We start from the raw sequence: 26,897 nt of genomic DNA on the forward strand, positions 1-26,897 counted from the left end.
ATTGCAGCTATATAACCTGTCCTTTTGAAGAATATAAATGTCGCATTGACGCTGAACGAAGTCATAATGACTCGTTTTTCTCGAGCGTTCAGGAGTCGCAATGCCCAATCTCTTGCTGTCGGCGCTGGTCCCTCTGGTGGCCGACCTTACCCGCGAGCTGCCGCAAGAGGAGCGCTATCGGCGTTTACTGCATGCCCTGCGGCAATGGTTGCCTTGTGATGCGGTGGCCTTGCTCAGGCTTGAAGACGATGTGCTGATCCCGCTGGCTGTCGATGGCCTGAGCCCTGACACGCTTGGGCGTCGATTCCGGGTGCAGGAACATCCCCGGCTCAGGATTCTGCTGGAAAGCGAAGGGCCTGTACGTTTCTCCATGGATTGCGATCTGCCCGACCCCTATGACGGTCTGGTGGAAGGTCACGGCCAGCTTGAGGTGCATGACTGCCTGGGATGCGCGCTGTATTTTCAGGACAAGCCTTGGGGGCTTATCACCCTTGATTCCCTGGACCCATCCAGTTTTGGCAGTGTCGATCTGGAGAACCTCCAGGCCTTTGCCAGCCTGGCGGCGGCGACGGTCATGGCCAGTGACCGGATCAGCCAGTTAGGCCGTAACTATGAAGAGCAGCGGCAGCTGGCCGAGGTCTACAAACGTGTGGCGGGTGGTCGTGCTCCGCGTGAGCTGATCGGCCAGAGTGCCGTACACAAGCGCATGCAGCAGGAAATCCAGTTGGTGGGTAACAGCCCCCTGACTGTTCTGGTCACCGGCGAAACCGGGGTTGGCAAGGAACTGGTTTCCGAGTCGATCCATCTGCATTCCCCCAGGGCGCACAAGCCGTTGATCAGCCTCAATTGCGCGGCCTTGCCTGAAACGCTGGTGGAGAGCGAGCTGTTCGGGCACGTCAAAGGTGCGTTCTCTGGTGCGGTCAATGGTCGTAGCGGCAAGTTCGAGCTGGCGGATGGCGGCACGCTGTTTCTGGATGAGGTCGGCGAGTTGCCGCTTCCGGTGCAGTCAAAGCTGTTGCGCGTGTTGCAGAGCGGCCAGTTGCAGCGGGTCGGCTCGGATCAGGAACATCATGTGGATGTGCGCATCATCGCAGCCACCAACCGGGATCTGGCCGAAGAAGTCCGTTCAGGCCGTTTTCGCGCTGATCTCTATCACCGGCTGAGCGTTTATCCGTTGAATGTGCCGCCCCTGCGCGAGCGAGGGCGTGATGTGCTGTTGCTGGCGGGTTACTTTCTGGAAGAGAACCGCATGCGTATGGGCTTGCGCAGCCTGCGGCTCAATGCCGAGGCCCAGAAACTTCTGCTGGCTCATGCTTGGCCCGGCAATGTTCGTGAGCTGGAGCATCTGATCAGTCGTGCAGTGCTCAAGGCCTTGTCCGCACACCCGGAAAGGCCACGCATTCTGACAATCGAAGCTCATGCACTGGGGCTCGATGACCAGCCGCAAGCCACACCGGCAGTTGCCATATCGGGTGCGAACCTGGCGATCAGGCCGGGACAGGGGCTCAAGGAGTCGGTGGACGCCTATCAACGTGCATTGATCGTCGAAGCCCTGGAGCGGCATCAAGGGAAATGGGTCGATGTGGCGCGGGAATTATCGGTGGATCGGGCCAACTTGAGTCGTCTGGCAAAACGTTTGGGAGTTCGCTGAAGGCAGCCATGATTGCAGGCGCTATTTGCTCATTGGTCGCCTGTTATTAAAAAAGACTGAATTTTTTTGCGCGGTGTTGTGTCCTCTATAGTCCATGGACACAACACAAGAGGTATAGCCTAATAATGGCACTGCCCAAGCACTACCGCATTGATTACTTATTAAACGGGACGTTCAAAAGTTTTTATATTCGTGCCGATAATATGGATAACGCCGAGGCATGGCACCACGCAAGTGTAGACGCCGGTCTGGCTCGTATTCCCAAATACCGACTGGAGAAAGTACCCCGTGTAACGAAGCCACATGCTGAACATTTTGGCATCACCAATGTTGAGTGGGTAAAAACCTGATAGCCCGCTTAGTTGTCGTTATTGCTGCATCGGGCGGGTTTTGATCCTGCCTGATGCGCTTATCCTGATGCATGAATTTCCTTGAGTGAAGTCGGCCATGACCACCATTCCGCAATCCCGGCAGGGGCGTGTCTTCGAGACGGATCTGCCTGCGCGGCTGGATCGGTTGCCGTGGGGCCGGTTTCATACCTTGCTGGTAATAGCCCTGGGGATCACCTGGCTGCTTGACGGCCTGGAGGTGACCCTGGCCGGCTCTGTGGCGGGCGCTCTGAAAGACAGTCCGGTTCTCAAGCTCTCCAACAGTGATATCGGCCTGGCCGGTGCGGTGTACATCGCCGGTGCGGTGCTGGGTGCGCTGTTCTTCGGTTGGCTGACCGACCGCCTCGGGCGTCGCAAGCTGTTTTTCATCACCTTGCTGCTGTATGTGGGAGCCACAGCCGCCACAGCGTTTTCATTCAACCTGTGGAGCTTCCTGCTGTTTCGCTTTTTGACCGGCATGGGCATTGGCGGTGAATACACCGCAATCAATTCGACCATTCAGGAGTTCACGCCCGCCCGCTACCGTGGCTGGGTGGACCTGAGTATCAATGGGACGTTCTGGCTGGGCGCAGCCCTTGGCGCCGGTGGTTCGATCCTGCTGCTGGACCCGCAGTGGCTGGGAAGCGAATTGGGTTGGCGGCTGTGTTTCGGCATTGGCGCCATTCTCGGCCTGTTTATCCTGCTGATGCGTCTCTGGCTGCCGGAAAGCCCGCGCTGGCTGCTGATCCATGATCGACCTGAAGAAGCCAGGCGTATCGTGGAGCAGATCGAAGCCGATATGCGTCGTCAGGGGCATGTACTGCCCGAGCCACAAGGTCGACCGTTGCGTTTGCAGGCACGAGATCACACGCCGCTGGGGGAAATAGCCCGAACCCTGCTGGTGACTTTCCGTCAGCGCTCACTGGTCGGGCTGACCCTGTTGACGGCCCAGGCCTTTTTCTACAACGCGATTTTCTTTACCTACGCCCTGGTGCTCACCGAGTTCTATGGTGTCCCATCAGCACAGGTCGGCTGGTATGTGCTGCCTTTGGCGCTGGGTAATTTCTGCGGGCCGCTGCTGCTGGGGAGACTGTTCGATGTCATCGGGCGGCGCATCATGATCAGCTCCACTTACGCGATTGCCGGTGTGCTGCTGACCATCAGTGGTTATCTGTTTGCTCAAGGGCTGCTGGATGTCAGGCAGCAGGCCATTGCCTGGATGGTGATCTTCTTTTTTGCCTCGGCTGCTGCCAGTTCTGCTTACCTGACCGTGTCGGAAACTTTCCCGCTGGAGATTCGTGCCTTGGCCATTGCCGTGTTCTATGCCTTTGGCACTGGCCTGGGAGGCATCATCGGCCCGACGCTGTTCGGCCAACTGATAGAAACCCAGGATCGCGACAATGTGCTCATCGGCTATCTGATCGGGGCTGGGCTGATGATGATCGCCGCTCTGGTGCAGGCCATCTGGGGCGCGGCAGCCGAGCGCAAGTCGCTGGAGGAGGTTGCCCGGCCCCTGTCACAGGTCAGAGAGCAGGAGGCGTCTGATCGATCAGCCTGACAACGCCGCGCAGGTCCTGGACCGAAGCCTGCAAGCCTTCGATCTTGTCGCTGACTTCCTGCATTTCGGTCGGGCGAAAGGTATGTTGCAGGTACATGACGTGGCCTGCCAGGTTCATTGACACACGTTCCAGATCATCCGCTGTCTGCTGCAAATACTCCTGAATGTCTTTCAGTGGTTCTATTTGCACCAGCCTTTACTCCGGCAATTGCGCATCATGGGTGTGATTGTGTTTGTCTGCGGATCAACATACACCTGCTGTGTCGGCAGTGATGGCATTATGCTTTAGAGTATTTCGTCGAAAAATCACTGCTCGTCGGATTCCGAATAAGAATCCAGCAATTCAGCCAGCGCACGGGTACGTTCAAGGCCGCTGGTGGTGGACATGATTCGGGCCACTGCTTCAATCGCTTGTGCCTTTGCTTCGGCGCGTTCGGCATCGGTGTTATTGGGCGTGGCGTCCTGCGCTGCTTCAATAATCGATTGCTCAAAGGTATTCATGGTTGTCGCTCTTTGGGGGCAGATGTCTGTGATACCGATAGCGGGTCGTTATTTCAAGTCTCAGGCGTTGCTCAGTCACCCTCGTAGGGGAAGTCTTGCAGGGTTTGAACCAGAGACACATCGTCCGGACTCTGGATATTGTCCAGCACCCAGCATTGGCTGCCCGGATTCTTGATCAGCAGCAGGATAGTGCTCTGGGTGCTTGCGCCCAGCGGAGAAACCATCTCGACCACTGCCTGTTTGTCGGAGCTGGATACCTGCTTCCATTCAACAGCCTTGATCACCTCATTATCCTGAGTACCGGTCCATGGATCCGCACTGATGGCGCACTGGTCGCCAGGCTGCTGGCAACTCCAGTCCTTCTTCAGCAAACCCAGCAAGTTCTTGGACAGATACTCGGGCCCACCTTTGCCACTGACATAGAAATCATGGTGGTTGGTGTAGATCCAGCGTGCCGTGTCAACCGGTGTACCGGCAGGGCAGGCGGCTTGTGCGGCAGTTGAGAACAGGCAGGCAAGAATGATCGCAAGGGGTCTGGACATGGAACGAAACTCGGCAAATGGGTGGTCGGTGAAGATGTAACGTTGATGACACGCATTTGGAGGCCAAGCGCGGGAAAAAGCAATGGGTCTGGCTGCTGAAAAGCGGTGGCGCGGTGGCTGTCGAGCCGTGAAATCGACCCGGCCCGATAATTCCTGTGGCTGATCGGGCCGGGTCTGGAGGTTTGCCTTCGCAAGCGCCTAAGCGACTTTACTCACCAGCGAGTTCTCCAGGTCCTGATACCAGAGGCCGGCGTCGTAAGCGATCGTGACAATCGTCGAGTCGGCATAATCCTTCTGGTTCATCATTTGCCGTGCCACGGCAATGCAGGCGGCAGCGGTATTACCGACGAATGCGCCATTCTGCATGAAGAACCAGCGCTGGGCGGCCAGCATCTCGGCATGGTCCACATTGAAGCGTCTGTTGACCAGCGACCAGTCCAGAAACGGCGGGCAAACCCCTACGGCCATGCCTTCGAGCCGGTGGTCCGAGAATACGCCTTCCCTGGAGTCGCAACCCTGTGGGTCGACCATGATTGTCGAGACGTCAAACCCATGGTCTTTCAGGCCGAGAGTGATGCCGGTAAAGCTGGCGCCGGTACCTGCGCAGCCAATGAACAGCAGCTTCTTGCCTGACTTGGCTTCTTCCAGCTGGCGGGCCAGTTCGGGCGCAGTCTGGTAGCGGTGTGCTTCGACGCCCACCAGATTATTGAACTGGTCTGTGTAGTAGTAAGACTTGCCCATGGCTTGCTGATTCTGCAGATGAAAGTTGACTACTTCCTTGGGGGACAGGCCGTCTCTGAGCATCTCCTTGCCGATCAGTTTGGCGCCGAAGCATTCCAGCAGGTTCCTTTTGGTCTGGCTGAAGCCCAGGCCGATTGCCAGCTCTATCGGAATACTGTGCTTGTGGCAGGCCGCGACCAGACCGAAACCGAAGTTGCCGCCAGTCTTCTCAATGACAGTGGTCACGCCAGGAATGATTTCACCGCTGCGCAAGGCGGCATCGATGATGACGCTGGCAGCCCGGTATTTATGGCTGCCACCAGGGTTGTTCATTTCCATTTTGGTGAAGAAACGTTCACCGCTTTTAATGAGTTTGCTCACGTCTGGCTTCCTCCATGGGGTACTTCTGAATCGGTTGTCCGCTCAGTAAACCGGCAGTTATCTCTAACTATTGAAAGCCACAGCAGTTGCTCTTGATTTCACTCGAACAGGCAGGACAAAAGGTCCTGAGCGTTGCGAAACATTACTGCTGTGGTCAGCCGGGTAAGTTGCGCATTCGTTTTCCAGGCTCATGAGGTTGTCATGAGGTGCGTTGGTGATAACGGGAGAGGTCGATCTGTGCCTGGGGGAACTCACACACCAGTCTTTCCTTGCCTTTGCCGAGGCGCTTTCGGCGCACATTCAGGCGTCCTATGCGATCCGGCGTGTGCAGGTGCGTGCCGCCACAGGGGATTTCTATGCCTTGATAGCGCCACATGCGGGCGTCCTCCAGCCCCTGGACCGCGTGATGCTCGATGACTTCATCCAGAACAATCAGCTCATTTGCCCGACGTTCTATTTCGATGACCTCATCGGTACTGAATGCCTCTTCGACCAGAAAGTCGAAACGGGCGGATTCTTCTTTGATGTGGCAGCCGATGGTCCACTGTTTCAGCTCCTCACGCAGACCTGTCGCGGCGGCATACAGAAAGTGGCTGGCGCTGTGCGACAGGGTCAGTCGTTCACGACGCTGGATATCTATCGTGACCCTGGCTTCCATTCCCGCCCGGATATGTTCCAGCATGAAGAAATCGTCAGGGTGGATCATGTGCAGGATGATGCCGCCCAACTTGCCACCCTTGAAACCTTCCAGCTGGATGGGCGTGCCATAGAGCTTTTTGGTCCATGCGAACCGCACGGTACCGATGGGCAGGTCTATCGTGCCCTGGTCAGCCTCCTGACCGCCGCCTTCCGGATACGCCACCGTACTGTCCAGCTCGATTGCTTCTGGATGAACGCGAATCACTTTTGCGTTCGCGGACATCAGGTACTGGTCTTTGTAATACAGCTTTTCGGTGTTGCGCAGCACTTCGTCGACCGTGGTCATGCTATTCACTTCCTGAGGTTGAGCCTGTCGATCCATGGCTAGTTGATGGCGAACCACATGAGGTAGAAACCCACACCCCCGAGCACTGTGGCAAAGAGGCTTCTGGTTACAACGGCAATAACCGTTGCCGCCAGCGCTGAGGCAAGCGGGGCCATGAGCCCGCCCTCCTGGGTGGAGTGGTTGGCAAGCTCCAGGGTGATGATTGCAACCATGATTGCGGAGGGCACAAAACCGAGCCAGTCCAGTACGAATCGCGGGAGGTTCACGCCGGCGAGAAAAACGATCGGGAGCGCCCGGACGGCGACGGTGATGATCGCGCAGGCAATGACCGTCAGAAGAATCGATGAGCCCATCACTGACCTCCTTGCATCGGGTAAAGACGCATCAGGACCGTACACAATGTCGCCGCGACGGCCGTTGCCACGAGCAGTGAAACGTTGACATCGAAGGTTCCCAGTGATGCAAGTACCACGGCTGTCGAGGCCACGATGGCGACGATTTCGAGGCGCTTCTGTTTGCTGCCGAAGTAATTGAGCACGACCAGGCCGATAAACATTGCGGTCAGGCTGAAAACCAGCCTGTGCGAGATGTCGGCTGGAATCGATTTGGCAAAAATGGCACCCACAAGATTTGCAATGATCCAGTTCACGTAGGCGACACTGTTCAGCCCGAGCATCCACCAGTAAGCAATCCTGCCGTGTCTGGAAGCCTGTTGAGCCGCTATGCCGAATGTCTCATCCGTCAACAACATGCCACTGATGAACTTCTGCGAACCGGTCAGCGTTGCAAAGTAACGGGCCAGGTACGAACTCATCAGTAGATAGCGGATATTCACCAACAGAACCGCCAGTACGATTGCAATCTGCCCGGCACCACTGATCCACAGTGAATAGAAAAGAAACTGCGCGGACCCTGCGTAAAGCAGCATCGAGAGCAGGGCTACATCAACCAGTGAAAACCCTGAAATGGCGCCTATGGCACCGGCCGCGAAACCTATGCTCCAGTAGCCCAGAATCGTCGGGCCACAAGCAATGGCGCCTTCAAGAAAAGCCGAGCGTTTGAATGCGAGAGTCTCTGACATGGACATGGGCGGGCCTCTAGCTTTTCAGGGCTGATATGACATAGGCAGCCATGGGCAGTGCGAAGCCCTCAGATGTCGACCAGTTTTCGCGGATGGTGTCAGTCATGGTCTGGTTGATTTCACGCAATACCGCTTCCGGTTGCTCCCGCAGACGTGCACCGGATCGTACCGAACCAATGAGTTCCGACTGGAACAGCTCGGCAGGACTTTTCATCAGCCAGGTGTATTGCGTCAGTTCGCGAGAAACGGATGCCGCTTCGAAACCGGCATTTTCAAGCAGCTTTACCAGTGAGTCGAAATCGTCGAGTTCGTGATAGGCCGGCCCGGCGGGAACTGGAGATACGCCGCTGGCATGCAGGTCCAGAGCCCGGTTCAGCACTTCTCCCGCCTTGTTGAAATGATCGGGTGCCCAAAGCGTGAAAGCCCAGGTGCCGTTCTTGCGCAGGACGCGCGCGACTTCCGAGAAAGCCCGTGCCGGGTTGGAAAAATGCTGGACGCCGAAGTTTGAAAAGACACTGTCGAAGTAGCCTTGTTCAAAGGGCAGGGCATGCACATCGCCAAACTCGAAATGAATGGCGGGGTGCAACTGGCGAGCGTGTTCAAGCATGGTTTCTGAAAAGTCCACACCCACAACGGATGCGCCGATGCTTGCCGCAATGGAGGCTGCATAACCCGGCCCGGTTGCTACATCCAGCGCCCTGGCTCCCGGAAACAGGCAGGCCATATCCAGAAGAGGTGCGGCGAACGGGCTTGTTGTATGGCCCCATGCCTGATGATAGGCGTCGGCCACTTTCTCCCAGCCATCATATTCGAACTGCTCGAAGGCCGTTCTTGTTTCATTACCTTTCATTTTGGAGTTCATTCAGTATTCCCGGTGTCCGGATTTCTTCAGGGCTGTCTTGCGAAGGGCAACAGGGTGCGCTGTGCTCCTGTCTTTCTGTCCGTGGAGCATGCGTCAGGCTCTGCCGACACCGAGCACGGCTTCGGTCCGGCTCTTTATATTCAGGCGCTCACGCCGGATATAGACATGTTGTTGGGCTGGTACGTCTTCGGTAATGGTTACGTCCGAGCCAATGATCACATCGTCACCGATGTGGACCGGGCCAAGTATCTTGGCGTTGGCCGCGATCTGGACCCGATGGCCTATGGTCGGATGGCGCTTGCCGTCCGGTGCATCGCCAATGCTTCTTCCGCCGAGGATGATGCCGTTGAGCAGATAGGCATCGTCGCCGATTTCCACGGTCTGACCGATGACCGTGCCATAGCCATGGTCAATCACGAATCTCTCGCCCAGCCGGGCCTCGGGGTGGATGTCTATGCCGGTCATGCTGCGCGCCACAAAGCCGAGTTTCATGGCCGCGACCACATGGGCCATGGGGGCATTCACTGCTGAGATGAGAGAGTGAGCGACGCGATAACACAGGACCGCGAAAAATGCCGAGTGCATGGACAGATGGCACTCCAGCGGTTTGAACCGTGAAGCCGGGTCTCGTGTACATTGCGCGATCAGGTCCTGGTTTGCCCTTTCGATAACGGACGAAGTAATCGCGTGGCTGTCCGTATCGGACAGTTCAAGTTCGGACAACTGCAGGGCAATGGACGCCAGTCTGGAGAGTTGCTGCCTGTAGCTGGAGTTTTCGTTGTGGAATAATGTAAGGCGCTTATCTGGTTCCATGATATTCAATCGCCTTGTCCTCCGCTTACCCGATGAGTTTTAGGTAAGCTACTCAGGCGAATAACTCTCGTATTGGATAATCCTGCGCATGTGTACACCACTGACTCCATCGCACGATTCTGGAAAACCTCTCCCTGTGTCCGAGGAAATCGTGCTGTGGCGCGACAGCGACGTGGGGGGCGGCATGGAATTGCTTCGGGCAGTCTGCTGTTCTCACCGCTACTCGGCGCACTCCCATGACGAGTTCGTGATTGCTGCATTCGAGCGCGGCGCACAGCGCCACTGCATCGCCCGGCACAAGGGCGTTGCTGTGCCCGGAACAGTGATGATCATCCATCCGGGTGAGGTGCATACAGGGGAAGCGGCAGAGGAAGCAGGGTTGTGGGCCTACCGTGCGTTCTACCCACGTGCTGACATCATGGGGCAGGTCGCAGAAGATGTGTTTGGCTCTCCTGTGATCGAACTCGATTTCGGCCGCGATGCTCTCAGGGAAAACCTGGGTCTGGCGAGGCAGTTGACGAAGGCGCACAATATCATCGAGACATCGCCCGACCCGCTGGAGCGTCAGGCTGCATTCCTCGACATGCTGGCACTACTGATCAGGCGCTATGGCCAGTCGGTGAACGGCACGGTCGTGCGCGAGCAATCTCCCGCCGATGTGCGTCGCGCACAGGATCTGATCCAGTCCTGTTTCGGCGAGCGCCTGACGATTTCCCAGGTAGCTCAAGCGGTCGGGCTCAGTGAATACCACTTCATGCGCTCCTTCCGGAAAAAGACCGGCATGACAGTGCATGCCTACATCACCCAGACACGCCTGCGTGCAGCGAAAGACCTTCTGGCACAGGGCGTGACGCCGGCACAGACCGCAATCAATGTCGGCTTTTTCGATCAGAGTCACTTCACCAATCGTTTCAGGGACAATTTTGGTGTGACACCCAAGCGATATGCCGAGGCTTGTCGTTGATAGCTGTATGGCATGAGTATGAAAGTGCCAGGTGCTTCAGCGAATCAGCATCGACGCTGCTGCTATTACCATGATTGTTGCTGCCCCCCGGAACAGTTTTTGTTGAGCCTTCTGGCCCGACAGCAGGTGACGAATACGTACAGCGGCGAGAATGAACAGTGCCCCTACAGCCAGTAACACCAGGACAGTTAGCGGTACCAGCACCAGCGCCCAGGTCTGTAGAGAGACGGCTTCCAGATTGATCGCCAGCGGCAGAAGTGCCAGGTAGAACGCGATGGTTTTCGGGTTGCTCAGGGTAATGGTCAGTCCGCAAGCGGCTGCTGAAAACAACTCCTTCTTCTGGGCTGTCTTTCCCGGTTCTATGGGCTGGTGATCGGCGAACCAGAACTGCCACGCCAGATAGCAGAGATACAACGCTGCGCCCCAGCGTACGACTTGAAACAGCGCGTTGAAGTGTTCGGCAATGATTGCCAGCCCAAAGACCGCAAAAGACAGGTAGGTCAAATCCCCCAGGATCAAGCCAGACAGCACGCAAAAGCCCGAAACCGTGCCGCCACTGACGCTACGCGCTACCAGCGCTGTCATACCGGGGCCGGGAACGGCAGCGGCAATGCCCAATGCGGCTGAATAGGTAACTATCTGGGTCATGTCCAGCATGTTGCTCTCCTGAGGAATAGTGCCTGGTATCCAGACCTCGGAAGTCGTGTCGTTCTGAGGTTGAAAAATGCTACACCTCTTACTCAGGGTGAAATTGTCTGTTTTTATTGCTTGTGGCACTTAAAAGGGTAAAAACTACCTTTTTTATCTTGTGGTGTGGAATTTATGACCGAACAGGTGCTGAGTCTGGCAGACGCCAGAATTCTTACCGCTCTGCAGCAGGATGGCAGGATCACCAACCAGACTCTTGCAGACCATATCGGCATGTCCGCTTCGCCTTGTTGGCGTCGGGTAAGGCAACTGGAGGAGCATCGCTATATATTGAGTTACAAGGCGGTGTTGGACCGACGCAAGATCGGGCTGGGAGTCATGGTGTTCATACGTGTCAGCATCGACAGCCATAGCGAGGCCGAAGCGAAGAAGTTCGAGCAGGAGGTCATGCAGCTGGAAGATGTGGTGGCGTGCTATAGCATTGGTGGCGATGCGGATTTTCTGTTGCAGGTTGTAGCTCGGGATCTGGATTCGTTCGCTGATTTTGCCATGACTACCATTCGGCGCTTGCCCGGCATCAAGGAAATGCAGAGCATGTTCGTGCTCAAGGAAATCAAGCCTTTCGTGTCTTTCCCGGTCAAAGGCCCTCAAATCTGAAGGCCTGTTTCAACGCTCTCAGTTTGGCGCTTGAACAACCTCGACGACTTTTCCGTTGCTGACCTGTACGCGGGCGTATTTGTCCTGGATGCGTACCCACTGGCTGCTGACACCCGGCGCAGTGAGGCCTTTGGTTTTCCAGTCGGTCATGGCTGCCTTGGTGCTCAGGAATCTCTCTGGCAAGAATGAGCCGACGTCGATTTCCCGGTAGGTACTGCCAGCCGCTTCGACGGTTTGTGCCGCCTGAGCGGGCAGGGTTGCGATTGATGCACAGCCCAGCAGCGCCAGGCAGGCGATCAAGGATTTGCTTTTCATGTCAGGTTCCCGGTCCATTGAATGGTGGTTTTATGCACCGGGAGTTCCTGCATTGCAAATCATTCGGTGGGTTATTTTGACGCTGGAACGATATCGACGATCTGCCCATTGGTCACTTGCACGCGAACATACTTGTCATTGATGCGTACCCACTGGCTTTCTTTGGCGGGAGCGGGGAGACCTTTACTTTTCCAGTCCGTAATAGCGGCCTCGGTACGCTGGAATTGCTGCGGTGCCCGTGAGCCCAGTTCCAGTTCGTGCATGTTGTCTGCAGACTCTTCGACCTTCTGTTCCGCCTGAGCAGGCAGGGTGACAACAGAGAAGCAGCCCAGCAGGGTCAGGCAGGCGATCAACGATTTGCTGTTCATGTCAGAGACTCCCAGTCTATTGATTCATGGCTTTATGCCGGTTACATAGACTGGGACCCTGGTCACCGTAAAACATTCGATTGGATATGACGCCCTTGATTATCCAGCCAGGGCAGCAGCAATGCTCACCGATACCGGCGTGGTGGCTCGGCCGATGAGTGCGCTTAGCTGGTGGCTGTCATCGTGGAGTGCGCCTTTGGATGCGCCGGTGTCCGAGTCGGCCAGCAGATGCGCGATCGCTTGTGGCAAGCCGGCTTGCTCCAGTGCGCCTTGATAATCGGCTTGTGGAAGGTTCACGTAAGGCAGGGTTTTTCCGCTCTGCTGCGACACCTGGGCGGCAAAGTCGGCCAAGGTGTAGGACTCATCGCCAGCCAGTTCGTGGACTCGACCTGCCTGATTCTCGTTTGAGGTCAGTACCACAGCGGCGGCTTCTGCGTAATCGTTTCGGGCTGCCGAACTGATGCGGCCATCGCCGGCACAGCCGTAGACCGAGCCAAGGCCCAGAGCGGCTGGAATGCCCGCGGTGTAGTTTTCGTGGTACCAGCCATTGCGCAGAATGACGGTTGGCACACCGCTGTCGCGCAAGGCAGCTTCGGTTTCGACGTGCTCCTGAGCCAGACCCAATACCGATGTATCGGCGTGGAGAACGCTGGTGTAGGCTAGCAGTTTGATACCAGCGCGTTTGGCAGCGTCGATCACGGCTTTATGCTGTGGCAGGCGCTGACCTATTTCACTGGAGGAAATCAGCAACACCTTTTGCGCACCTGTCAGGGCGCCGTCGAGCGTAGAGGGTTGCGAGTAGTCCGCTTGGCGGATCTGAATGCCCAGTGCGGCGAGGTCGGCAGCTTTTTCAGGGCTGCGTACGGCTGCGATGATCTGTGAGGAAGGGACGCGCTTGAGCAGTTGTTCAATGACGAGACGGCCAAGCTGGCCGGTAGCACCTGTGACGACGATCATGAGTGGGTCCTTTAAGCTCATTGAATTAGAAGTGAAAGATCAGCATAGACATTAAGCTAACCTTTCGTAAGTACTAACAAAAAGGTAAGTATATGAGCCACCTCCTTGGCAATTCTGGTTCAAACTCCGGGTCATTGAACGCTTGCGGGCGTCAGGGTGAACTGATGGCTGCCGAATGCCCTTCGCGCAGTGTGCTCAGCCATGTATGCAGCCGTTGGGGGGTTCTGGTGCTGGTGGTATTGCGTGACGGCACGCATCGCTTCAGCGAGATTCGCCGCAAGATCGGCGGTGTAAGCGAAAAAATGCTGGCACAGACTCTGCAAAATCTGGAATACGACGGGTTTGTCGATCGCAAATCGCTGCCGGTGGTGCCACCTCATGTCGAGTACAGCCTCACTCCCATGGGCGAAGAGATAGCCTTGCAGGTCGAGACGCTGGCCCGCTGGATAGAAGGCAACATGCCACGCATCATGCACGCTCGTGAAGCCGTGGCAGAGCCGCTGCTGGAGTAGCGTCTTTCGCGGGTTGTCTCGCTTCCTCTCGGCAGACAATCCCCTGCAACCCTTCACTTCTTGGTATCGTGCGCGCCGAAATATTTACTTACATATATCGTCCGCGTCGTTCGTCATTACCGAGAAGCTGTAGAAATGCCCAATCCCATTCCTCTGAAGGATCATGAAAAAGAGAGTCGCCTGGTCAATCTGCGTGTCGTCGCCTGCGCGCTGCTGGTCACGGTACTGAGCGTTTGTCTTGTCGCTCGCATGTATTTCCTGCAAGTCATCGAGTTCGACTATCACTCGACCATTTCCGAAAACAACCGCGTACATGTGCTGCCGATCCCGCCTGAGCGCGGTTTGATCTATGACCGCAATGGCGTGGTGCTCGCCGATAACCGTCCCAGTTTCAACCTGACCCTGACCCGTGAGCGTGCCAACGACTGGCATAAGGTAATCGACGAGTTGATGAGCATCCTGTCGTTGCCCGACGAGGACCGCATCCTTTTCGAGAAGGAACTCAAGCAGGTACGCCATCCGTTTGAACCTGCGACCTTGCTCTACGAGTTGACCGAAGAGCAGATCGCCTTGCTGGCAGTCAATCAGTTCCGTCTGCCGGGCGTGGATGTTGCGCCACAGTTCATTCGTCATTATCCGCTGGGCGCGCATTTTGCTCATTCCATCGGTTATGTCGGGCGTATCAACGAGAAAGAGTCCAAACAGCTGGACACCGATTACCGTGGCACTCAGTCGATAGGCAAGACCGGCATCGAGCGTTTCTACGAGTCAGAGTTGCATGGGCATGTGGGTTATGAGGAAGTCGAGACCAACGCTCAGGGTCGTGTGTTGCGTGTGCTTAAACATACCGACCCGACTCCCGGCAAGAACATCACCCTGAGCCTGGATGTGCATTTGCAGGAAGCGGCCGAGAATGCTCTGGGTGATCGTCGTGGCTCGGTTGTGGCGCTGGACCCGGCTACCGGTGAAGTGCTGGCGATGGTCAGCAAACCCAGTTTCGATCCCAATCTGTTCGTGACCGGCATCAGCTTCAAGCAGTACGCCGCATTGCGGGATTCCATCGACCGGCCGCTGTTCAATCGGGTGCTGCGCGGGCTGTATGCGCCCGGCTCGACGGTCAAGCCGGAGGTGGCCATTGCGGGGCTTGATACGGGTGTGGTCAGTGCTTCTACAAAGGTGTTCGACCCCGGTTATTTCCAGTTGCCGGATTTTGATCACAAGTACCGCAACTGGAACCACAGCGGCGATGGCTGGGTAGACATGGACACTGCGATCATGCGTTCCAACGACACCTATTTCTATACCTTGGCACATAAGCTGGGTATCGACCGCCTGCATGACTACATGGCCATGTTTGGCCTGGGTCAGAAAGTCTCGCTGGACATGTTCGAGGAGTCCGCTGGCCTGATGCCTTCGCGCGAATGGAAGCGCGCCACGCGCCGTCAGGCGTGGTTCCCCGGTGAGACGGTGATTCTCGGCATCGGCCAGGGTTACATGCAGGTCACGCCGCTGCAACTGGCCCAGGCGACTTCACTGATTGCCAGCAAAGGCGTGTGGCATCGTCCGCATCTGGCGGTTGAAGTCGGCGACACGGCACCTGTAGATGAGCATCCGATGCCCAATATTGTGCTTAAAGATCCAAATGAATGGATTCAGGTCAATCAAGGCATGCAAATGGTTATGCATGATCCGCGTGGCATCGCTCGGGATGCTGCCAAGGGAGTGCAGTATCACATCGCTGGCAAGAGCGGCACCGCACAGGTGGTTGCGATCAAGCAGGGCGAGCGTTACGACCGTCTCAAGACTCTGGAGCGCAACCGGGATAACGCCTTGTTCGTCGGCTTTGCCCCGGCTGAACATCCGAAAATCGTTGTCGCGGTGATGATCGAGAACGGTGAGGCGGGAGGCCGGGTGGCCGGGCCAGTGGTCCGGGAAGTTCTCGATGCCTGGCTGCTGGACGACGCAGGCAAGCTCAAGCCGCAATACGCAGCGCCCAGCAAGGCTGATGGCGCTCCGCATGCGTGATGGCGTTTATTGCAGTGGATTATTGCCCTTGCCTCGCGGGCCGGTTTCCTTCAGGAAAAAGGCCAGCACAATAGCAATCACGATACCCGCCAGCAGGTAGTCGCCTGCCTGCTGGAAGACCGAAAGGTTCAGGCTTCCACCGGCAGCGAGCCGGTTCAGCAGATGGCCGAACACCGGTGTCAGCAAGGCACTGAAGGTAAACACCAGAAAGTTGATGGCACCGGTTGCGCTGCCTTTCACGTTGTCCGGGTTGACCTCCTTGATGACGGTGTAGGGAATCATCGCGGCTCCGGAGCCAATGCCCATCAGCAGGCCGAACAGATAAGGCGGGGCGATGCCGGCGGGCAGATACAGAATGGCAGTGCAGGACGCCAGGATCAGCAAGGCGCCGCCGATCATTACAGGTTTGCGTCGTCCGATACGGTCAGAGATATAGCCCAGCAACGGGCAGCCAATCACCCAGCCCAGTGGCACCATGCTGCTGCGATTCACGGCCTCGGCATAGTCGATGGACAAGCCTTCTCGCAGGAAAGGGACGCCCCAGATCATATCGCCGATGGTGGTTGGCAGAAACAACAGGCCCGCGCTGAAGCCGCACAGGTAGGACTGTGGATTGCTCAGCACTTGTCTGTATGGCGTGAGTATCGAACCTGCCGAGCCACTGCTGTTGACCGGCCTTGGGTCATGACCTTTGGGCGTTGCGATCAGCACCATGATCGCAACGACAAACAGGCAGGCTGCGGAGATGAACCAGAACTGCTCCCAGAGAATCGTGCCATGGATCAACGGCCCGACTCCGAATTGCCCGGCAAAGCCGCCCAGCATGCCGAAGCATTGGGTAAAGCCCACAGCCGTTGCCAGATAGCGCGATGGAAAACCGTGAGTGGCCAGATAGACCGCTCCGATAAAGGAACAGGCCGAGCCGGCACCTTGCAGCAGGCGTCCGATCTGCGCGGCCTGCAATTCACCCAGGCCGAACAGCGCGGCCCCGAGAGCAACCATCAGGATGCCGAGAGGAATCACATACTTGGCGCCCAGACGATCCAGTGCGGCCCCTGCGATAATCGAGAATATCGAGTAGGTGTAGTAATAAAGCCCGATCAGGGCGCCGATGGCCACGACGTCCCGATCGAACGCATGGGTCAGCTCCGGCATCATCACGCCAGGCGCGGAGCGTAATGAATACTGGATGAAGTAGAACAGGGCGCAGAACAGCCAGGCAATGACGAAGCCCGGATGCAGCCGCTCGGCGCGCATGGACAGGGTTCCGGAGGAGGCTGGTGGCATGGTATCTGGCTCGCTTGCAACAAATGGAGATTCCATACCATAGTCCGCTTTGGCGACCACAGGCCTGCGGCAGGTCAATAAAAAACGTTGGAACACCTGTTGCAGAGCTGTCGAAATAGCACGGGCACTCGGGGTTCAATATTTAAAGGCACAGGCGTACAAGGTTTGAGCAGGCCTGTCATGCCTACTTGAACCAGACTGTATCCAGCCTCTGGAGCCCTTGCATGAACCGCAACGACTTGCGCCGCGTCGACCTGAACCTGTTGGTGATTTTCGAGGCATTGATGTTTGAACGAAACCTCACCCGCGTCGCCGAAAAGCTGTTTATCGGCCAGCCAGCGGTGAGTGCCGCGCTGGGCCGCCTGCGTGATCTGTTCGACGATCAATTGCTGCTGCGCAATGGCCGGGGAATGGAACCTACTGCCAGGGCCCTGGATATCCTCAAGGAAATACGGCCTGCGCTGGATACCATTTCCGGCGCGGTCAGCCGTGCCAAGGAGTTCGACCCGTCCACCAGTTGCGATATCTTCCGTATCGGGCTTTCCGACGACGCCGAATTCGGCCTGTTACCGCCGCTGCTGACGCAACTGCGCGAGGAAGCGCCCGGTATTATCGTGGTCATTCGCCGGGCCAATTACCTGCTCCTTCCAGCCTTGCTGGCTTCCGGGGAAATCTCGGTGGGCGTCAGCTACACCGTTGACCTTCCCGCCAATGCCAAACGCAAGAAGCTGCGCGAGATCGGCTGCAAGGTGATCCGTGGCGACGCCCGTCCCGGTGCTCTGAGCCTGGATGAGTACTGCGAGCGTCAGCATGCAATGGTGTCGTTTTCCGGTGACCTGAGCGGCAATATCGATCTGGATCTGGCCAGAGTCGGCCGTGCCCGCAAGGTGGTGTTGGCGGTGCCGCAGTTCAATGGCTTGCGGGCCTTGCTGGCGGGCACCGAGTTGATTGCCACAGTGCCGGATTACGCGGCCTGTGCGCTGGTGGAAGGCAGCACATTGCGCGCCGAAGATCCGCCATTTCCCATCGTGCCTGCCGAGTTGTCCATGGTCTGGAGCGGCGTTCACGACAATGATCCCGCCGAGCGCTGGCTGCGTTCGCGCATTGCCCAGTACATGGCAATGCCGATCATTTAAGGCCTGCCTTCGCGAATGAATTCGCTCCTACGCCGCCCGCGTAGGAGCGAATTCATTCGCGAAGAGCGAAGGTATCAATCCAGATACAAGACAGCACATACGTTCAATTTTTGGCCTGTAATCAACGGCACTATCTCTATTCGGTCAAGCATGTCGTCTGACCTGAAGATTTTCATTCGGTGTTTACGGAGTTGCAGGCCATGTCTGATCCCATTCGTCTCGACGCACAAGCCCGTGTCTTGAGCAGTTCGGTCTTCAATGAAGTTGTCACGCTGGTCATCAAACACCGGATCAAGGCCGGACAAGAGGCGGCTTATGAAGCCTGGCTGCGGCGCATCGTCACGATTGCCGGTGGCTATCCTGGCCACTTGGGCGTGGATGTGATTCGCAGCAAGTCCGGTGGCTTGCAGTTGTTTACCTGTGTCCTGCGTTTTCATTCCACCGAAGCCATGCAGAGCTGGCTGGACTCCGATGAGCGGCGGCAACTGGTGCAAGAGGCCGCGCCTATGCTTGCCGATGGTGACCAGACGCAGGTCAACCCGCATAACGAGTTCTGGTTCACCCCGGTGGGTGATGACGTCGGGCCTCCACCACGCTGGAAACAGGCATGCGTGACCTTTCTGGTCATCTTGCCGCTGAGTCTATTGATTCCTCTGCTATGGAAGCCGGTCTTTGCACTCAATCCATGGCTATCGGGTTATCTCGTCAGCAACGCGCTGGTGACGGTAACCATCGTTCTGCTAGTGGTTTATCTGTTGATGCCTGCGGCCACACGCTTGTTTGCTCCCTGGCTGAAAGCTTCCACCAAGGCTTCACAAGGAAAGTGACCCCATGAGTGATGACAAAACCGATTTGCAGCGCAGGCGTTTCATTGCCAAAGGCTCATTGCTGAGCGCCGCTGCGGCGATCCTGCCTGCCTTGCCATTCTCCGGTTATGCCGGTGCTTCTCAAACTTTTGCCAAAGGTGCTGCAATGAATGTCGAACTGATTCTCTTCAACGGTCAATTTCATACAGTCGATCGTGAAAAGCCCAAGGCCAGTGCCGTGGCGATCAGTGGCGGACGTTTCGTCGCTGTGGGCACCGAGGCTGAAGTCATGGTATTGCGCGGCAGCGCCACTCAGGTCATCGACTTGCAAAAGCGCACCGTGATTCCCGGCCTCAACGACTCGCACCTGCACCTGATTCGCGGTGGTCTCAATTACAACCTGGAACTGCGCTGGGAGGGTGTGCCGTCTCTGGCCGATGCCTTGCGCATGCTCAAGGAGCAGGCTGACCGCACGCCGACGCCACAATGGGTGCGTGTAGTGGGTGGCTGGAATGAATTCCAGTTTGCCGAAAAGCGCATGCCAACCCTTGAAGAACTCAATCAGGCAGCACCCGATACCCCGGTTTTCGTCCTGCACCTCTACGACCGCGCCTTGCTCAACCGCGCTGCGTTGCGTGTGGCGGGCTACACCCGCGATACCCCGAACCCGCCCGGTGGCGAGATCGTTCGCGATTCACAGGGCAATCCCACCGGCATGCTGGTGGCCAAACCCAATGCCATGATTCTGTATTCGACCCTGGCCAAAGGGCCGAAACTGCCGCTGGAGTATCAGGTCAACTCGACCCGACAGTTCATGCGTGAGCTCAACCGGCTGGGCGTCACCAGCGCCATCGATGCTGGCGGCGGTTTCCAGAACTATCCCGACGACTATGCGGTGATCGAACAACTGGCTCGTGAAAAACAACTGACGGTGCGTATTTCCTACAACCTGTTTACCCAGAAACCGAAGGAAGAGCTGGCCGATTTCAAGAACTGGACCAATACGGTCACTCTGCATCAGGGCGACGACTTCCTGCGGCATAACGGGGCAGGGGAGATGCTGACCTTCTCGGCTGCCGACTTCGAGGACTTTCTTGAACCGCGTCCTGACCTGCCGCCTGGCATGGAGCAGGATCTTGAACCCGTGGTTCGGCACCTGGTCGAGCATCGCTGGCCGTTCCGTCTGCATGCGACCTATGACGAATCCATTTCCCGGATGCTGGATGTCTTCGAGAAGGTCAACCGCGATATTCCGTTCAATGGCCTGCCGTGGTTCTTCGATCACTGCGAAACCATTACTCCCAAGAACATCGAGCGGGTCCGGGCGCTGGGCGGCGGTATTGCAATTCAGGACCGCATGGCGTTCCAGGGCGAATACTTCGTCGACCGTTACGGTGCCAAGGCCGCCGAAATGACCCCGCCGATCAAACGCATGCTCTCCGAAGGCGTGCCGGTGGGTGCCGGTACTGACGCCACGCGGGTGTCCAGCTACAACCCCTGGACTTCGTTGTACTGGATGGTCAGCGGTCGCACCGTCGGCGGGCTTGAACTGTATCCCGAAGGCCTGCCTCGTGAAACCGCCCTTGAGCTGTTCACCCACGGCAGCGCCTGGTTCTCGTCCGAGCAGGGCAAGAAGGGCCAGATCAAGGTCGGCCAGTTGGCGGATCTTGTTGCCTTGTCGGCGGATTATTTCAGCGTCGAGGAAGAGTCCATCAAGTGGATCGAGTCGGTGCTGACCGTGGTCGACGGCAAGGTCGTGTTCGGTTCCGGTGATTTCGAGAAGCTGGCACCGCCGGGCCTGCCCGTCCTGCCGGACTGGTCGCCTGTGGCCAAGGTCGCCGGTCACTGGCGACCCTCTTCACCGGTACTCGCCCAGGTTCACCAATGCAGCGGCCCTTGCGCCGTGCACTCCCACAGCCATGAACGCGCCAGGCTTTCCAGCGTGCCGGTCAGCGACTTCCAGGGGTTCTGGGGCGCGTTTGGCTGTTCGTGTTTTGCGTTCTGATTGTTTCACCCTTGCATGCAAACGCCGGATATCGATAAAAAACCAAGGAGTCAACCATGAGCACCCCGTACAAACGCTTGAACAAAGATGATGCAGCGGTTCTGTTGGTCGATCACCAGACGGGCCTGATTTCACTGGTCCAGGACTTTTCGCCCAACGAATTCAAGAACAATGTGCTGGCTCTGGGCGATGTGGCCAAGTTCTTCAACCTGCCGACCATCCTGACCACCAGCTTCGAGCAAGGCCCCAACGGCCCGTTGGTACCGGAGCTCAAGGAAATGTTCCCGGATGCCCCGTACATTCCGCGTCCAGGGCAGATCAATGCCTGGGACAACGAAGATTTCGTCAAGGCCGTCAAGGCCACCGGTCGCAAGCAACTGATCATCGCAGGTGTGGTGACTGACGTTTGCGTGGCATTCCCGACCCTGTGCGCTCTGGCCGAAGGCTTCGAGGTGTTCGTGGTAACCGATGCTTCCGGTACCTTCAATGAAACGGTCCAGCAAGCGGCATGGGCGCGCATGACCGCTGCCGGTGCGCAACTGGTCAACTGGTTCTCGGTGGCTTGCGAACTGCAGATCGACTGGCGCAACGACATGGAAGGCCTGGCCAACCTGCTTTCCCAGCGCATCCCCAACTATCGCAACCTGATCAACAGCTACACCGCATTCACTGCCCGCTAAAACCGGCAGCCCCTCTACGTCAGCAGTGACCGGATAGTCACTGCTGACGCTTCTTCCGCTGGTTTCAAAAGATTATGTAGTGATAAAAAATAATCACTACATATTTGTTGACGCCTGCCTTTTCCTTTTGCATTATGCAGCTGTCTCCCTGATCGGGAGCGCTGGAAAAGATGTACTGAACAGGCTCGGCAAGCCGTCGAGATGTTCCCCGGATGCAGGCTGCCCACAAGGCAGATTGATGAAGCTGAACCGGCATGGCACGTCCGACAGGACGAGCGGCTGGCGAAACGTCCTCATGATACTTGTGGCAGACCTTGTAACGGTCGCCAGCCATGTCTTTGGCTTTCGCTACGCTCTCCTTCCGTGACGCCTCCCTGTTGTAGTGGCTTTATGTCAAGGCTACCTGCATTTCCTCTGGGTCGGGATGTATGGCGTGAACAGGATGCATTGTCTCGTTCATGAGTCACCTGACAGGCAAGTTTATATATCACTGGTATTAAACAGGTTAACGAGCGAAGGAGCATCAACATGAATATCAACAATCATCCAACTATTGATGAGCTGGCTCGTCTGTTTGCAGTACGCAAAGATACTCTGGACAGCCATATTCTCTGGATTGCGAACTCAGGCGAAGTGCATATCGACCCCATGTCGCCCTGCACGGCAGAGAGCGAATTCCAGGCAAACCACCCGGAAATGCTGAGCAGCCTGAAAATGTTCCGCAGAGGCCAGGGCTACGTCGGCAAGAAGGCAGCCGCCGATACGGAGTTCATGGCGAGCCTGTTACAGAACCTTAAAGATGAATGGCAAGCCGCGAAAAAACAGCAGCGCTTTGTTCGGGTCGCCTGATTAAGCACGCTATAAAAAAGTGCAAATGAATGAAAGCATGCCCTCTTATTGAGGGCATGCTTTCATACTATTAATAATTCAAAAATAAATTAACTCTTCCTTTCTCTACCTAATCACAGCCCCATACTTCTTGCAGCTTGCAGCTTGCAGCTTGCAGCTTGCAGCTTGCAGCTTGCAGCTTGCAGCTTGCAGCTTGCAGCTTGCAGCTTGCAGCTTGCAGCTTGCAGCTTGCAGCTTGCAGCTGGGGCCTCCGGCACCCGTACCAAACCCGATACACGGTCGTTACAAAAAATTGACGTCAGGATGATGGCAATCTAGAATCGCGCCGAATTTGATATCAATATGATATTGCAAGGACGAATCGTGTATTCACCCGCCCCAGGACGGCTCTGCTTGTCCTTCTCGCTGCCACTCCTCTGGTTTCCCCGGCCGTTCCCACTCCCGCCTCCGGTGAGCAGGGTCTGATCTGCCGATCAGCTTCGCCTCGCACTGTTTTTCCAAGTCTTTCCAAACCGTTCTGACCCCCGCAGGAATACCTCCGCATGGACGCCAAGCATCTCGCCTTTCTGGCCCGTCAACCGTCGGCCCGTGTGCAACTGCGCGAACGTTTCTGGGGGATGCCCAAGCGCGGTATTGCGCTGATCCTGGCCAATGCCATGTTCTGGCAGCCGCTGTGGGCGCAGGCGGACGGGATCGTGGTGAGCAGCGGCTCCACCAGCGTCGGGGCGGCGGGCAACGGGGTGCCGATCGTCAATATTGCGGCCCCGAATGCCAGTGGCCTGTCGCACAACCAGTTCCAGCAGTACAACGTCGGCAGCCAGGGGGTGATCCTCAACAACGCCACGGCGCCCACCCAGACCCAGAACACCCAGCTGGGCGGGATCATCATCTCCAACAGCAACCTGCAAGGCGCGGCCGCGACCACGATTCTCAACGAGGTGGTCAGCAATAACCGCACCGAACTCAAGGGCTACACCGAGGTGGCGGGGCAGGCGGCGCGGGTGATTGTTGCCAACCCGTACGGCATCACCTGTGATGGCTGCGGTTTTCTCAATACGCCGCAAGCCACCCTGACCACCGGCAAACCGGTGCTGGACAACAACGGCAATCTGGTGCGGTTCAACGTCCAGGGCGGCAGCGTGGCCATCGAGGGGCTGGGGCTCAATGCCGACAACCTCGACCAGTTCGACATCATCACCCGCAGCGCAAAGGTCAACGCCGAGCTGCACGCCAAGAAGCTCAACATCATTGCCGGTCGCAACGACGTTGATGCCCAGACCCTCAACGCCACAGCGCTGGCGGACGACGGCAGCACCAAACCGCAACTGGCCATCGACAGCTCGGCCTTGGGCGGCATGTACGCCGGTGCCGTGAAACTGGTGGGCACCGAAGCCGGTGTCGGGGTGAGGCTGGCGGGGAATATGGCGGCCAGTGCCGGTGATATCCAGATCGATGCCAATGGCCAGTTGAGCATGGTGCAGACGGCGGCCAGCGGGGCGGTGACGGTGAATGCCAACGCGGTCGAGGTCAACGGGCCGCTGTATGCGGGCAGCGCGTTGTCGATCACGACGCCGGGCGATCTGGCCATCCAGCAGAATATCGCCGCACGGGACAGCGTCACACTGTCCAGCACCGGGCTCCTGAGCAACAGCGCGATCATCGAGGCGGGCGTCAATGCGGATAACAGCCGCAATGCCGCCGGCGATGTGGTGCTGTCGGCAGGCAACCTGACCAACACCGGCAACATTGTCGCCAGCCGTGCCGTGCAGGCGACCGTCACCCAGACCCTCAACAACCAGGGCGCGACCCTGAGCGGGCAGGCCAGTACCCGCATTACCGCCACGACCCTGGATAACCGCCAGTCAGGCCGGATTCTGAGCCAGGGTGGCAACGTGAGTGTCACGGCCAGCAACGTATCGAACGGCCAGAAGGGCCTGATGTCCAGCGCGGGAACGCTGACGATCAATGCCGACTCACTGGATAACACCGCGGGCAGTATCACCAGCACGGGCACCTCGACCCTGACTGTCACTGACGCCGTGGTCAACCAGGGCGGCGAAATCCTCAGCGATGCAGCCCTGACCCTCACCAGCGGCCGCCTGGACAATAGCCGCAGCGGGCGGATCGCCGGTAAAGGCGTAACCGTCACCACCGGCGCGTTCAACAACAGCCAGGACGGTCGCCTGACCAGCACCGAGGCCCTGCGCCTGACTGCGGCGCAGGTCAATAACAGCGAAGCAGGACGCATCGCCAGTGCCATGGCTTTGACCGCTGTGGTCACGGGCCTGGATCAACACGCCGATGGTCAGCTGTACAGCAATGGCGATGTCAGCCTGGACCTGAACAACGGCCACCTCAATAACCAGGACGGCCTGATTACGGCCCCCGGCCAGTTGCTGCTGACCAACCTCGGCACGGTCAACAACCAAAGCGGCGAGATCTCCAGTGCCAAGGGCTTTACCCTGGCCGCCACTTCGCTGGATAACACCGACGGCTCGGTGCTCAGCGACGAATCCCTGATCGTGCGCATCGATCAGGTGCTGACCAACCTGCGGGGGTTGGTGTCTGCGACGGGCCTTGAGCTGTCTGCCGCGACCCTGAACAACCGCAACGGCGAACTCACCAGCAAGGCTGCCTTGACCGCCACGCTTGGGCAGTTCGACAACAGTTCCAAGGGGCGTATGAGAGCTAGCGGTGCTTTGCTGCTGACCGCCACTTCACTGGCCAACACCGGCGGCAGCCTCACCAGCACCGGCACTGCCAACCTCACCGTCACGGACGCCGTGGTCAACCAGGGCGGCGAAATCCTCAGCGATGCAGCCCTGACCCTCACCAGCGGCCGCCTGGACAACAGCCGCAGCGGGCGTATTGCCGGCAAAGGCGTGACCGTCACCACCGGCGCCTTCAACAACAGCCAGGACGGTCGCCTGACCAGCACCGAGGCCCTGCGCCTGACTGCCGCGCAGGTCAATAACAGCGAAGCAGGACGCATCGCCAGTGCCATGGCTTTGACCGCTGTGGTCACGGGCCTGGATCAACACGCCGACGGGCGCCTGTACAGCAATGGCGACGTCAGCCTGGACCTCGGCAACGGCCACCTGAATAACCAGGACGGTTTGATTACGGCCCCCGGCCAGTTGCTGCTGACCAACCTCGGCACAGTCAACAACCAGAGCGGCGAGATCTCCAGTGCCAAGGGCTTTACCCTGGCGGCCACCTCGCTGGACAACACCGATGGCACGGTGCTCAGCGACGAATCCTTGGTCGTACGCATCGACAAGGCGCTGACCAACCTGCGCGGGCTGGTGTCCGGCACCAGCGTGGACCTCTCTGCCGATACCCTGACCAACGACAGCGGTGAGGTGAGCAGCGAGGCGGGCCTCACGCTGGACGTGACCGGCGAAGTCAGCAACCGCCAGGGCCTGCTGAGCAGTGCAGGGGCCATCACGTTAGAGGCCAAGAGCCTGCACAACGCCGAAGGCCAGGTCATGGCCGACGAGGTGCTGACCGTCATTCTGGCTCAAGCCCTCGACAACCAGGCCGGGACCCTGGGGGCCGGCCTGGGTCTGAACCTGCAGGCCGCGAGCCTGGATAACCGCCTGGCCGGTGCCGTGCTCACCGATGGCCAACTGGATATCACCCTGACCGGCACCCTGGATAACCGTACCGGCGGCCAGGTGCAGGCCAAGGGCATCCTCAACCTGACCAGCCAGGTCTTGAACAATCAGGGCGGCCGGGTAGTGGGGCAGGACCTGCTGACCGTGAACAGCGACAGCGCGATCAACCGCGGCGGGGTGATCCGCTCCGACAAGCTGATGACGCTGTTGATCGGTGACCTCGACAATAGCCAGACCGGTTTGAGCGCCGCGCAGAAGGGCGGTATCACCAGCCAGGCCGGGCTTGAATTCACCGGCACCCAACTGAATAACCAGAACGGCCTGCTCAACGCCGTGGGCGTGATGACGTTGCAGGCCGACACGGTGCTCAACGGCCAGGGCCGCATCGCCAGTCAGAACAACCTGACCGCCACCGTCGACAGCCTGACCCAGCAAGGCGGCGAACTGGTGGCCCAGGGCACCCTGACCTTGACCGGCAAGACCCTGGATAACGGGGCCGGTGGTCTGGTAGGCGCCACAAAAGCGCTGAAACTCGAGGTCGACGAAATCGACAACCGGGCCGGTGAAATTTCCAGCCAGGTGGGCGTGGAACTGATCGGTGAACAACTC

Annotated in this window: 28 protein-coding genes; 13 read left to right on the plus strand and 15 right to left on the minus strand. The window is 57.9% G+C overall.

Annotation, left to right across the window (positions count from 1 at the left end):
• Nucleotides 1-100 precede the first annotated feature (100 nt).
• The 3 genes from norR (at nucleotide 101) to JL015_RS16445 (ending at nucleotide 3,577) form a co-directional block, all read left to right on the plus strand.
• Nucleotides 101-1,651, plus strand: a complete 1,551-nt coding sequence (norR, locus tag JL015_RS16435; RefSeq protein WP_201019202.1) for a nitric oxide reductase transcriptional regulator NorR — start codon at nucleotides 101-103, stop codon at nucleotides 1,649-1,651.
• Nucleotides 1,652-1,776: 125 nt separating this feature from the next.
• A complete protein-coding gene (locus JL015_RS16440) occupies nucleotides 1,777-2,001 on the plus strand; it encodes a DUF6555 family protein (RefSeq protein ID WP_038399834.1) in 225 nt (74 codons plus the stop codon).
• 97 nt (nucleotides 2,002-2,098) lie between these two features.
• Nucleotides 2,099-3,577 (plus strand): MFS transporter, encoded by a 1,479-nt coding sequence (locus JL015_RS16445; RefSeq protein ID WP_201019203.1) that lies wholly within the window; start codon nucleotides 2,099-2,101, stop codon nucleotides 3,575-3,577.
• Here JL015_RS16445 and JL015_RS16450 read toward each other — a convergent pair.
• The 9 genes from JL015_RS16450 to JL015_RS16490 form a co-directional block, all read right to left on the minus strand.
• Nucleotides 3,543-3,767 (minus strand): hypothetical protein, encoded by a 225-nt coding sequence (locus JL015_RS16450; protein WP_201019204.1) that lies wholly within the window; start codon nucleotides 3,765-3,767, stop codon nucleotides 3,543-3,545. The two genes, JL015_RS16445 and JL015_RS16450, sit on opposite strands and share 35 nt — an antisense overlap.
• A gap of 116 nt (nucleotides 3,768-3,883) precedes the next feature.
• Nucleotides 3,884-4,078 (minus strand): hypothetical protein, encoded by a 195-nt coding sequence (locus tag JL015_RS16455; RefSeq protein ID WP_201005243.1) that lies wholly within the window; start codon nucleotides 4,076-4,078, stop codon nucleotides 3,884-3,886.
• A gap of 71 nt (nucleotides 4,079-4,149) precedes the next feature.
• A complete protein-coding gene (locus JL015_RS16460) occupies nucleotides 4,150-4,620 on the minus strand; it encodes a DUF3828 domain-containing protein (RefSeq protein WP_201019205.1) in 471 nt (156 codons plus the stop codon).
• A gap of 198 nt (nucleotides 4,621-4,818) precedes the next feature.
• Entirely contained in the window at nucleotides 4,819-5,721 is a 903-nt protein-coding gene (locus tag JL015_RS16465) for a pyridoxal-phosphate dependent enzyme (protein WP_201019206.1), read from the minus strand.
• A gap of 199 nt (nucleotides 5,722-5,920) precedes the next feature.
• Nucleotides 5,921-6,706 carry an alanyl-tRNA editing protein gene (locus JL015_RS16470; RefSeq protein ID WP_201019207.1) on the minus strand — a complete coding sequence of 262 codons (786 nt, stop codon included), beginning with the start codon at nucleotides 6,704-6,706 and terminating at the stop codon, nucleotides 5,921-5,923.
• Between the two features lie 38 nt (nucleotides 6,707-6,744).
• Nucleotides 6,745-7,059: an AzlD domain-containing protein gene (locus JL015_RS16475; protein ID WP_201019208.1), complete on the minus strand. Its 315-nt coding sequence runs from the start codon at nucleotides 7,057-7,059 to the stop codon at nucleotides 6,745-6,747.
• A complete protein-coding gene (locus JL015_RS16480) occupies nucleotides 7,059-7,793 on the minus strand; it encodes an AzlC family ABC transporter permease (protein WP_201019209.1) in 735 nt (244 codons plus the stop codon). Before JL015_RS16480 ends, JL015_RS16475 begins: the two co-directional genes overlap by 1 nt.
• Nucleotides 7,794-7,803: 10 nt before the next feature.
• A complete protein-coding gene (locus tag JL015_RS16485; RefSeq protein ID WP_201019210.1) occupies nucleotides 7,804-8,649 on the minus strand; it encodes a class I SAM-dependent methyltransferase in 846 nt (281 codons plus the stop codon).
• Nucleotides 8,650-8,742: 93 nt separating this feature from the next.
• Complete coding sequence (locus JL015_RS16490) at nucleotides 8,743-9,462, minus strand: serine O-acetyltransferase (protein ID WP_201019211.1); 720 nt, start codon at nucleotides 9,460-9,462, stop codon at nucleotides 8,743-8,745.
• 136 nt (nucleotides 9,463-9,598) lie between these two features.
• Here JL015_RS16490 and JL015_RS16495 point away from each other — a divergent pair, with 136 nt between their 5' ends.
• Nucleotides 9,599-10,426, plus strand: a complete 828-nt coding sequence (locus tag JL015_RS16495) for a helix-turn-helix transcriptional regulator (protein ID WP_201019212.1) — start codon at nucleotides 9,599-9,601, stop codon at nucleotides 10,424-10,426.
• Nucleotides 10,427-10,462: 36 nt separating this feature from the next.
• On the opposite strand, the gene JL015_RS16500 is transcribed toward JL015_RS16495, so the two are convergent.
• Complete coding sequence (locus tag JL015_RS16500) at nucleotides 10,463-11,083, minus strand: LysE family translocator (RefSeq protein ID WP_201019213.1); 621 nt, start codon at nucleotides 11,081-11,083, stop codon at nucleotides 10,463-10,465.
• Nucleotides 11,084-11,248: 165 nt separating this feature from the next.
• On the opposite strand from JL015_RS16500, the gene JL015_RS16505 reads away from it, so the two are divergent.
• A complete protein-coding gene (locus tag JL015_RS16505) occupies nucleotides 11,249-11,731 on the plus strand; it encodes an Lrp/AsnC family transcriptional regulator (RefSeq protein ID WP_201019214.1) in 483 nt (160 codons plus the stop codon).
• 18 nt (nucleotides 11,732-11,749) lie between these two features.
• Here JL015_RS16505 and JL015_RS16510 read toward each other — a convergent pair whose 3' ends face one another.
• From JL015_RS16510 to JL015_RS16520, 3 genes are all read right to left on the minus strand, one after another.
• Entirely contained in the window at nucleotides 11,750-12,046 is a 297-nt protein-coding gene (locus JL015_RS16510) for an RcnB family protein (protein ID WP_201019215.1), read from the minus strand.
• A gap of 71 nt (nucleotides 12,047-12,117) precedes the next feature.
• Complete coding sequence (locus JL015_RS16515; protein ID WP_201019216.1) at nucleotides 12,118-12,414, minus strand: RcnB family protein; 297 nt, start codon at nucleotides 12,412-12,414, stop codon at nucleotides 12,118-12,120.
• A gap of 99 nt (nucleotides 12,415-12,513) precedes the next feature.
• Nucleotides 12,514-13,371 (minus strand): SDR family oxidoreductase, encoded by an 858-nt coding sequence (locus JL015_RS16520; RefSeq protein WP_201019217.1) that lies wholly within the window; start codon nucleotides 13,369-13,371, stop codon nucleotides 12,514-12,516.
• 92 nt (nucleotides 13,372-13,463) lie between these two features.
• Between JL015_RS16520 and JL015_RS16525 the strand changes: the two genes are divergently transcribed.
• Complete coding sequence (locus JL015_RS16525) at nucleotides 13,464-13,883, plus strand: winged helix-turn-helix transcriptional regulator (RefSeq protein ID WP_201019218.1); 420 nt, start codon at nucleotides 13,464-13,466, stop codon at nucleotides 13,881-13,883.
• Between the two features lie 135 nt (nucleotides 13,884-14,018).
• The gene (mrdA, locus tag JL015_RS16530) at nucleotides 14,019-15,908 is read left to right on the plus strand and encodes a penicillin-binding protein 2 (protein WP_201019219.1); all 1,890 of its coding nucleotides are present in this window, start codon (nucleotides 14,019-14,021) and stop codon (nucleotides 15,906-15,908) included.
• 6 nt (nucleotides 15,909-15,914) lie between these two features.
• Here the strand turns inward: mrdA and JL015_RS16535 are convergent, their stop codons facing one another.
• Nucleotides 15,915-17,195 (minus strand): MFS transporter, encoded by a 1,281-nt coding sequence (locus tag JL015_RS16535; protein ID WP_201019220.1) that lies wholly within the window; start codon nucleotides 17,193-17,195, stop codon nucleotides 15,915-15,917.
• A 224-nt stretch (nucleotides 17,196-17,419) separates the two neighbouring features.
• Between JL015_RS16535 and JL015_RS16540 the strand changes: the two genes are divergently transcribed.
• The 4 genes from JL015_RS16540 (at nucleotide 17,420) to ycaC (ending at nucleotide 21,822) form a co-directional block, all read left to right on the plus strand.
• Nucleotides 17,420-18,331: a LysR substrate-binding domain-containing protein gene (locus JL015_RS16540; RefSeq protein ID WP_201005214.1), complete on the plus strand. Its 912-nt coding sequence runs from the start codon at nucleotides 17,420-17,422 to the stop codon at nucleotides 18,329-18,331.
• 200 nt (nucleotides 18,332-18,531) lie between these two features.
• A complete protein-coding gene (locus JL015_RS16545) occupies nucleotides 18,532-19,158 on the plus strand; it encodes an antibiotic biosynthesis monooxygenase (RefSeq protein ID WP_201019221.1) in 627 nt (208 codons plus the stop codon).
• A gap of 145 nt (nucleotides 19,159-19,303) precedes the next feature.
• Entirely contained in the window at nucleotides 19,304-21,142 is a 1,839-nt protein-coding gene (locus JL015_RS16550) for an amidohydrolase (RefSeq protein ID WP_201019233.1), read from the plus strand.
• 56 nt (nucleotides 21,143-21,198) lie between these two features.
• Nucleotides 21,199-21,822, plus strand: a complete 624-nt coding sequence (gene ycaC, locus JL015_RS16555) for an isochorismate family cysteine hydrolase YcaC (RefSeq protein WP_025259968.1) — start codon at nucleotides 21,199-21,201, stop codon at nucleotides 21,820-21,822.
• Between the two features lie 64 nt (nucleotides 21,823-21,886).
• On the opposite strand, the gene JL015_RS16560 is transcribed toward ycaC, so the two are convergent.
• Entirely contained in the window at nucleotides 21,887-22,156 is a 270-nt protein-coding gene (locus tag JL015_RS16560) for a hypothetical protein (RefSeq protein WP_201019222.1), read from the minus strand.
• Between the two features lie 194 nt (nucleotides 22,157-22,350).
• Here JL015_RS16560 and JL015_RS16565 point away from each other — a divergent pair, with 194 nt between their 5' ends.
• Entirely contained in the window at nucleotides 22,351-22,671 is a 321-nt protein-coding gene (locus JL015_RS16565; protein ID WP_201019223.1) for a hypothetical protein, read from the plus strand.
• Between the two features lie 542 nt (nucleotides 22,672-23,213).
• Nucleotides 23,214-26,897 (plus strand): two-partner secretion domain-containing protein (locus tag JL015_RS16570; RefSeq protein ID WP_201019224.1); only part of this gene is annotated, 3,684 nt, incomplete at its 3' end.

Source organism: Pseudomonas cichorii (assembly GCF_015471405.1).
In the GTDB taxonomy this organism is placed as follows: Bacteria; Pseudomonadota; Gammaproteobacteria; order Pseudomonadales; family Pseudomonadaceae; genus Aquipseudomonas; species Aquipseudomonas serbiensis.

Coding starts and splice junctions, on each gene's coding strand:
- norR (WP_201019202.1), top strand. CDS start 101: ATGCCCAATCTCTTGCTGTCGGCGCTGGTCCCTCTGGTGGCCGACCTT.
- JL015_RS16440 (WP_038399834.1), top strand. CDS start 1,777: ATGGCACTGCCCAAGCACTACCGCATTGATTACTTATTAAACGGGACG.
- JL015_RS16445 (WP_201019203.1), top strand. CDS start 2,099: ATGACCACCATTCCGCAATCCCGGCAGGGGCGTGTCTTCGAGACGGAT.
- JL015_RS16455 (WP_201005243.1), bottom strand. CDS start 4,078: ATGAATACCTTTGAGCAATCGATTATTGAAGCAGCGCAGGACGCCACG.
- JL015_RS16460 (WP_201019205.1), bottom strand. CDS start 4,620: ATGTCCAGACCCCTTGCGATCATTCTTGCCTGCCTGTTCTCAACTGCC.
- JL015_RS16470 (WP_201019207.1), bottom strand. CDS start 6,706: ATGACCACGGTCGACGAAGTGCTGCGCAACACCGAAAAGCTGTATTAC.
- JL015_RS16475 (WP_201019208.1), bottom strand. CDS start 7,059: ATGGGCTCATCGATTCTTCTGACGGTCATTGCCTGCGCGATCATCACC.
- JL015_RS16480 (WP_201019209.1), bottom strand. CDS start 7,793: ATGTCCATGTCAGAGACTCTCGCATTCAAACGCTCGGCTTTTCTTGAA.
- JL015_RS16485 (WP_201019210.1), bottom strand. CDS start 8,649: ATGAACTCCAAAATGAAAGGTAATGAAACAAGAACGGCCTTCGAGCAG.
- JL015_RS16490 (WP_201019211.1), bottom strand. CDS start 9,462: ATGGAACCAGATAAGCGCCTTACATTATTCCACAACGAAAACTCCAGC.
- JL015_RS16500 (WP_201019213.1), bottom strand. CDS start 11,083: ATGCTGGACATGACCCAGATAGTTACCTATTCAGCCGCATTGGGCATT.
- JL015_RS16505 (WP_201019214.1), top strand. CDS start 11,249: ATGACCGAACAGGTGCTGAGTCTGGCAGACGCCAGAATTCTTACCGCT.
- JL015_RS16510 (WP_201019215.1), bottom strand. CDS start 12,046: ATGAAAAGCAAATCCTTGATCGCCTGCCTGGCGCTGCTGGGCTGTGCA.
- JL015_RS16515 (WP_201019216.1), bottom strand. CDS start 12,414: ATGAACAGCAAATCGTTGATCGCCTGCCTGACCCTGCTGGGCTGCTTC.
- JL015_RS16520 (WP_201019217.1), bottom strand. CDS start 13,371: ATGATCGTCGTCACAGGTGCTACCGGCCAGCTTGGCCGTCTCGTCATT.
- JL015_RS16525 (WP_201019218.1), top strand. CDS start 13,464: ATGAGCCACCTCCTTGGCAATTCTGGTTCAAACTCCGGGTCATTGAAC.
- mrdA (WP_201019219.1), top strand. CDS start 14,019: ATGCCCAATCCCATTCCTCTGAAGGATCATGAAAAAGAGAGTCGCCTG.
- JL015_RS16535 (WP_201019220.1), bottom strand. CDS start 17,195: ATGCCACCAGCCTCCTCCGGAACCCTGTCCATGCGCGCCGAGCGGCTG.
- JL015_RS16540 (WP_201005214.1), top strand. CDS start 17,420: ATGAACCGCAACGACTTGCGCCGCGTCGACCTGAACCTGTTGGTGATT.
- JL015_RS16545 (WP_201019221.1), top strand. CDS start 18,532: ATGTCTGATCCCATTCGTCTCGACGCACAAGCCCGTGTCTTGAGCAGT.
- JL015_RS16550 (WP_201019233.1), top strand. CDS start 19,304: ATGAATGTCGAACTGATTCTCTTCAACGGTCAATTTCATACAGTCGAT.
- ycaC (WP_025259968.1), top strand. CDS start 21,199: ATGAGCACCCCGTACAAACGCTTGAACAAAGATGATGCAGCGGTTCTG.
- JL015_RS16560 (WP_201019222.1), bottom strand. CDS start 22,156: ATGGCTGGCGACCGTTACAAGGTCTGCCACAAGTATCATGAGGACGTT.
- JL015_RS16565 (WP_201019223.1), top strand. CDS start 22,351: ATGAATATCAACAATCATCCAACTATTGATGAGCTGGCTCGTCTGTTT.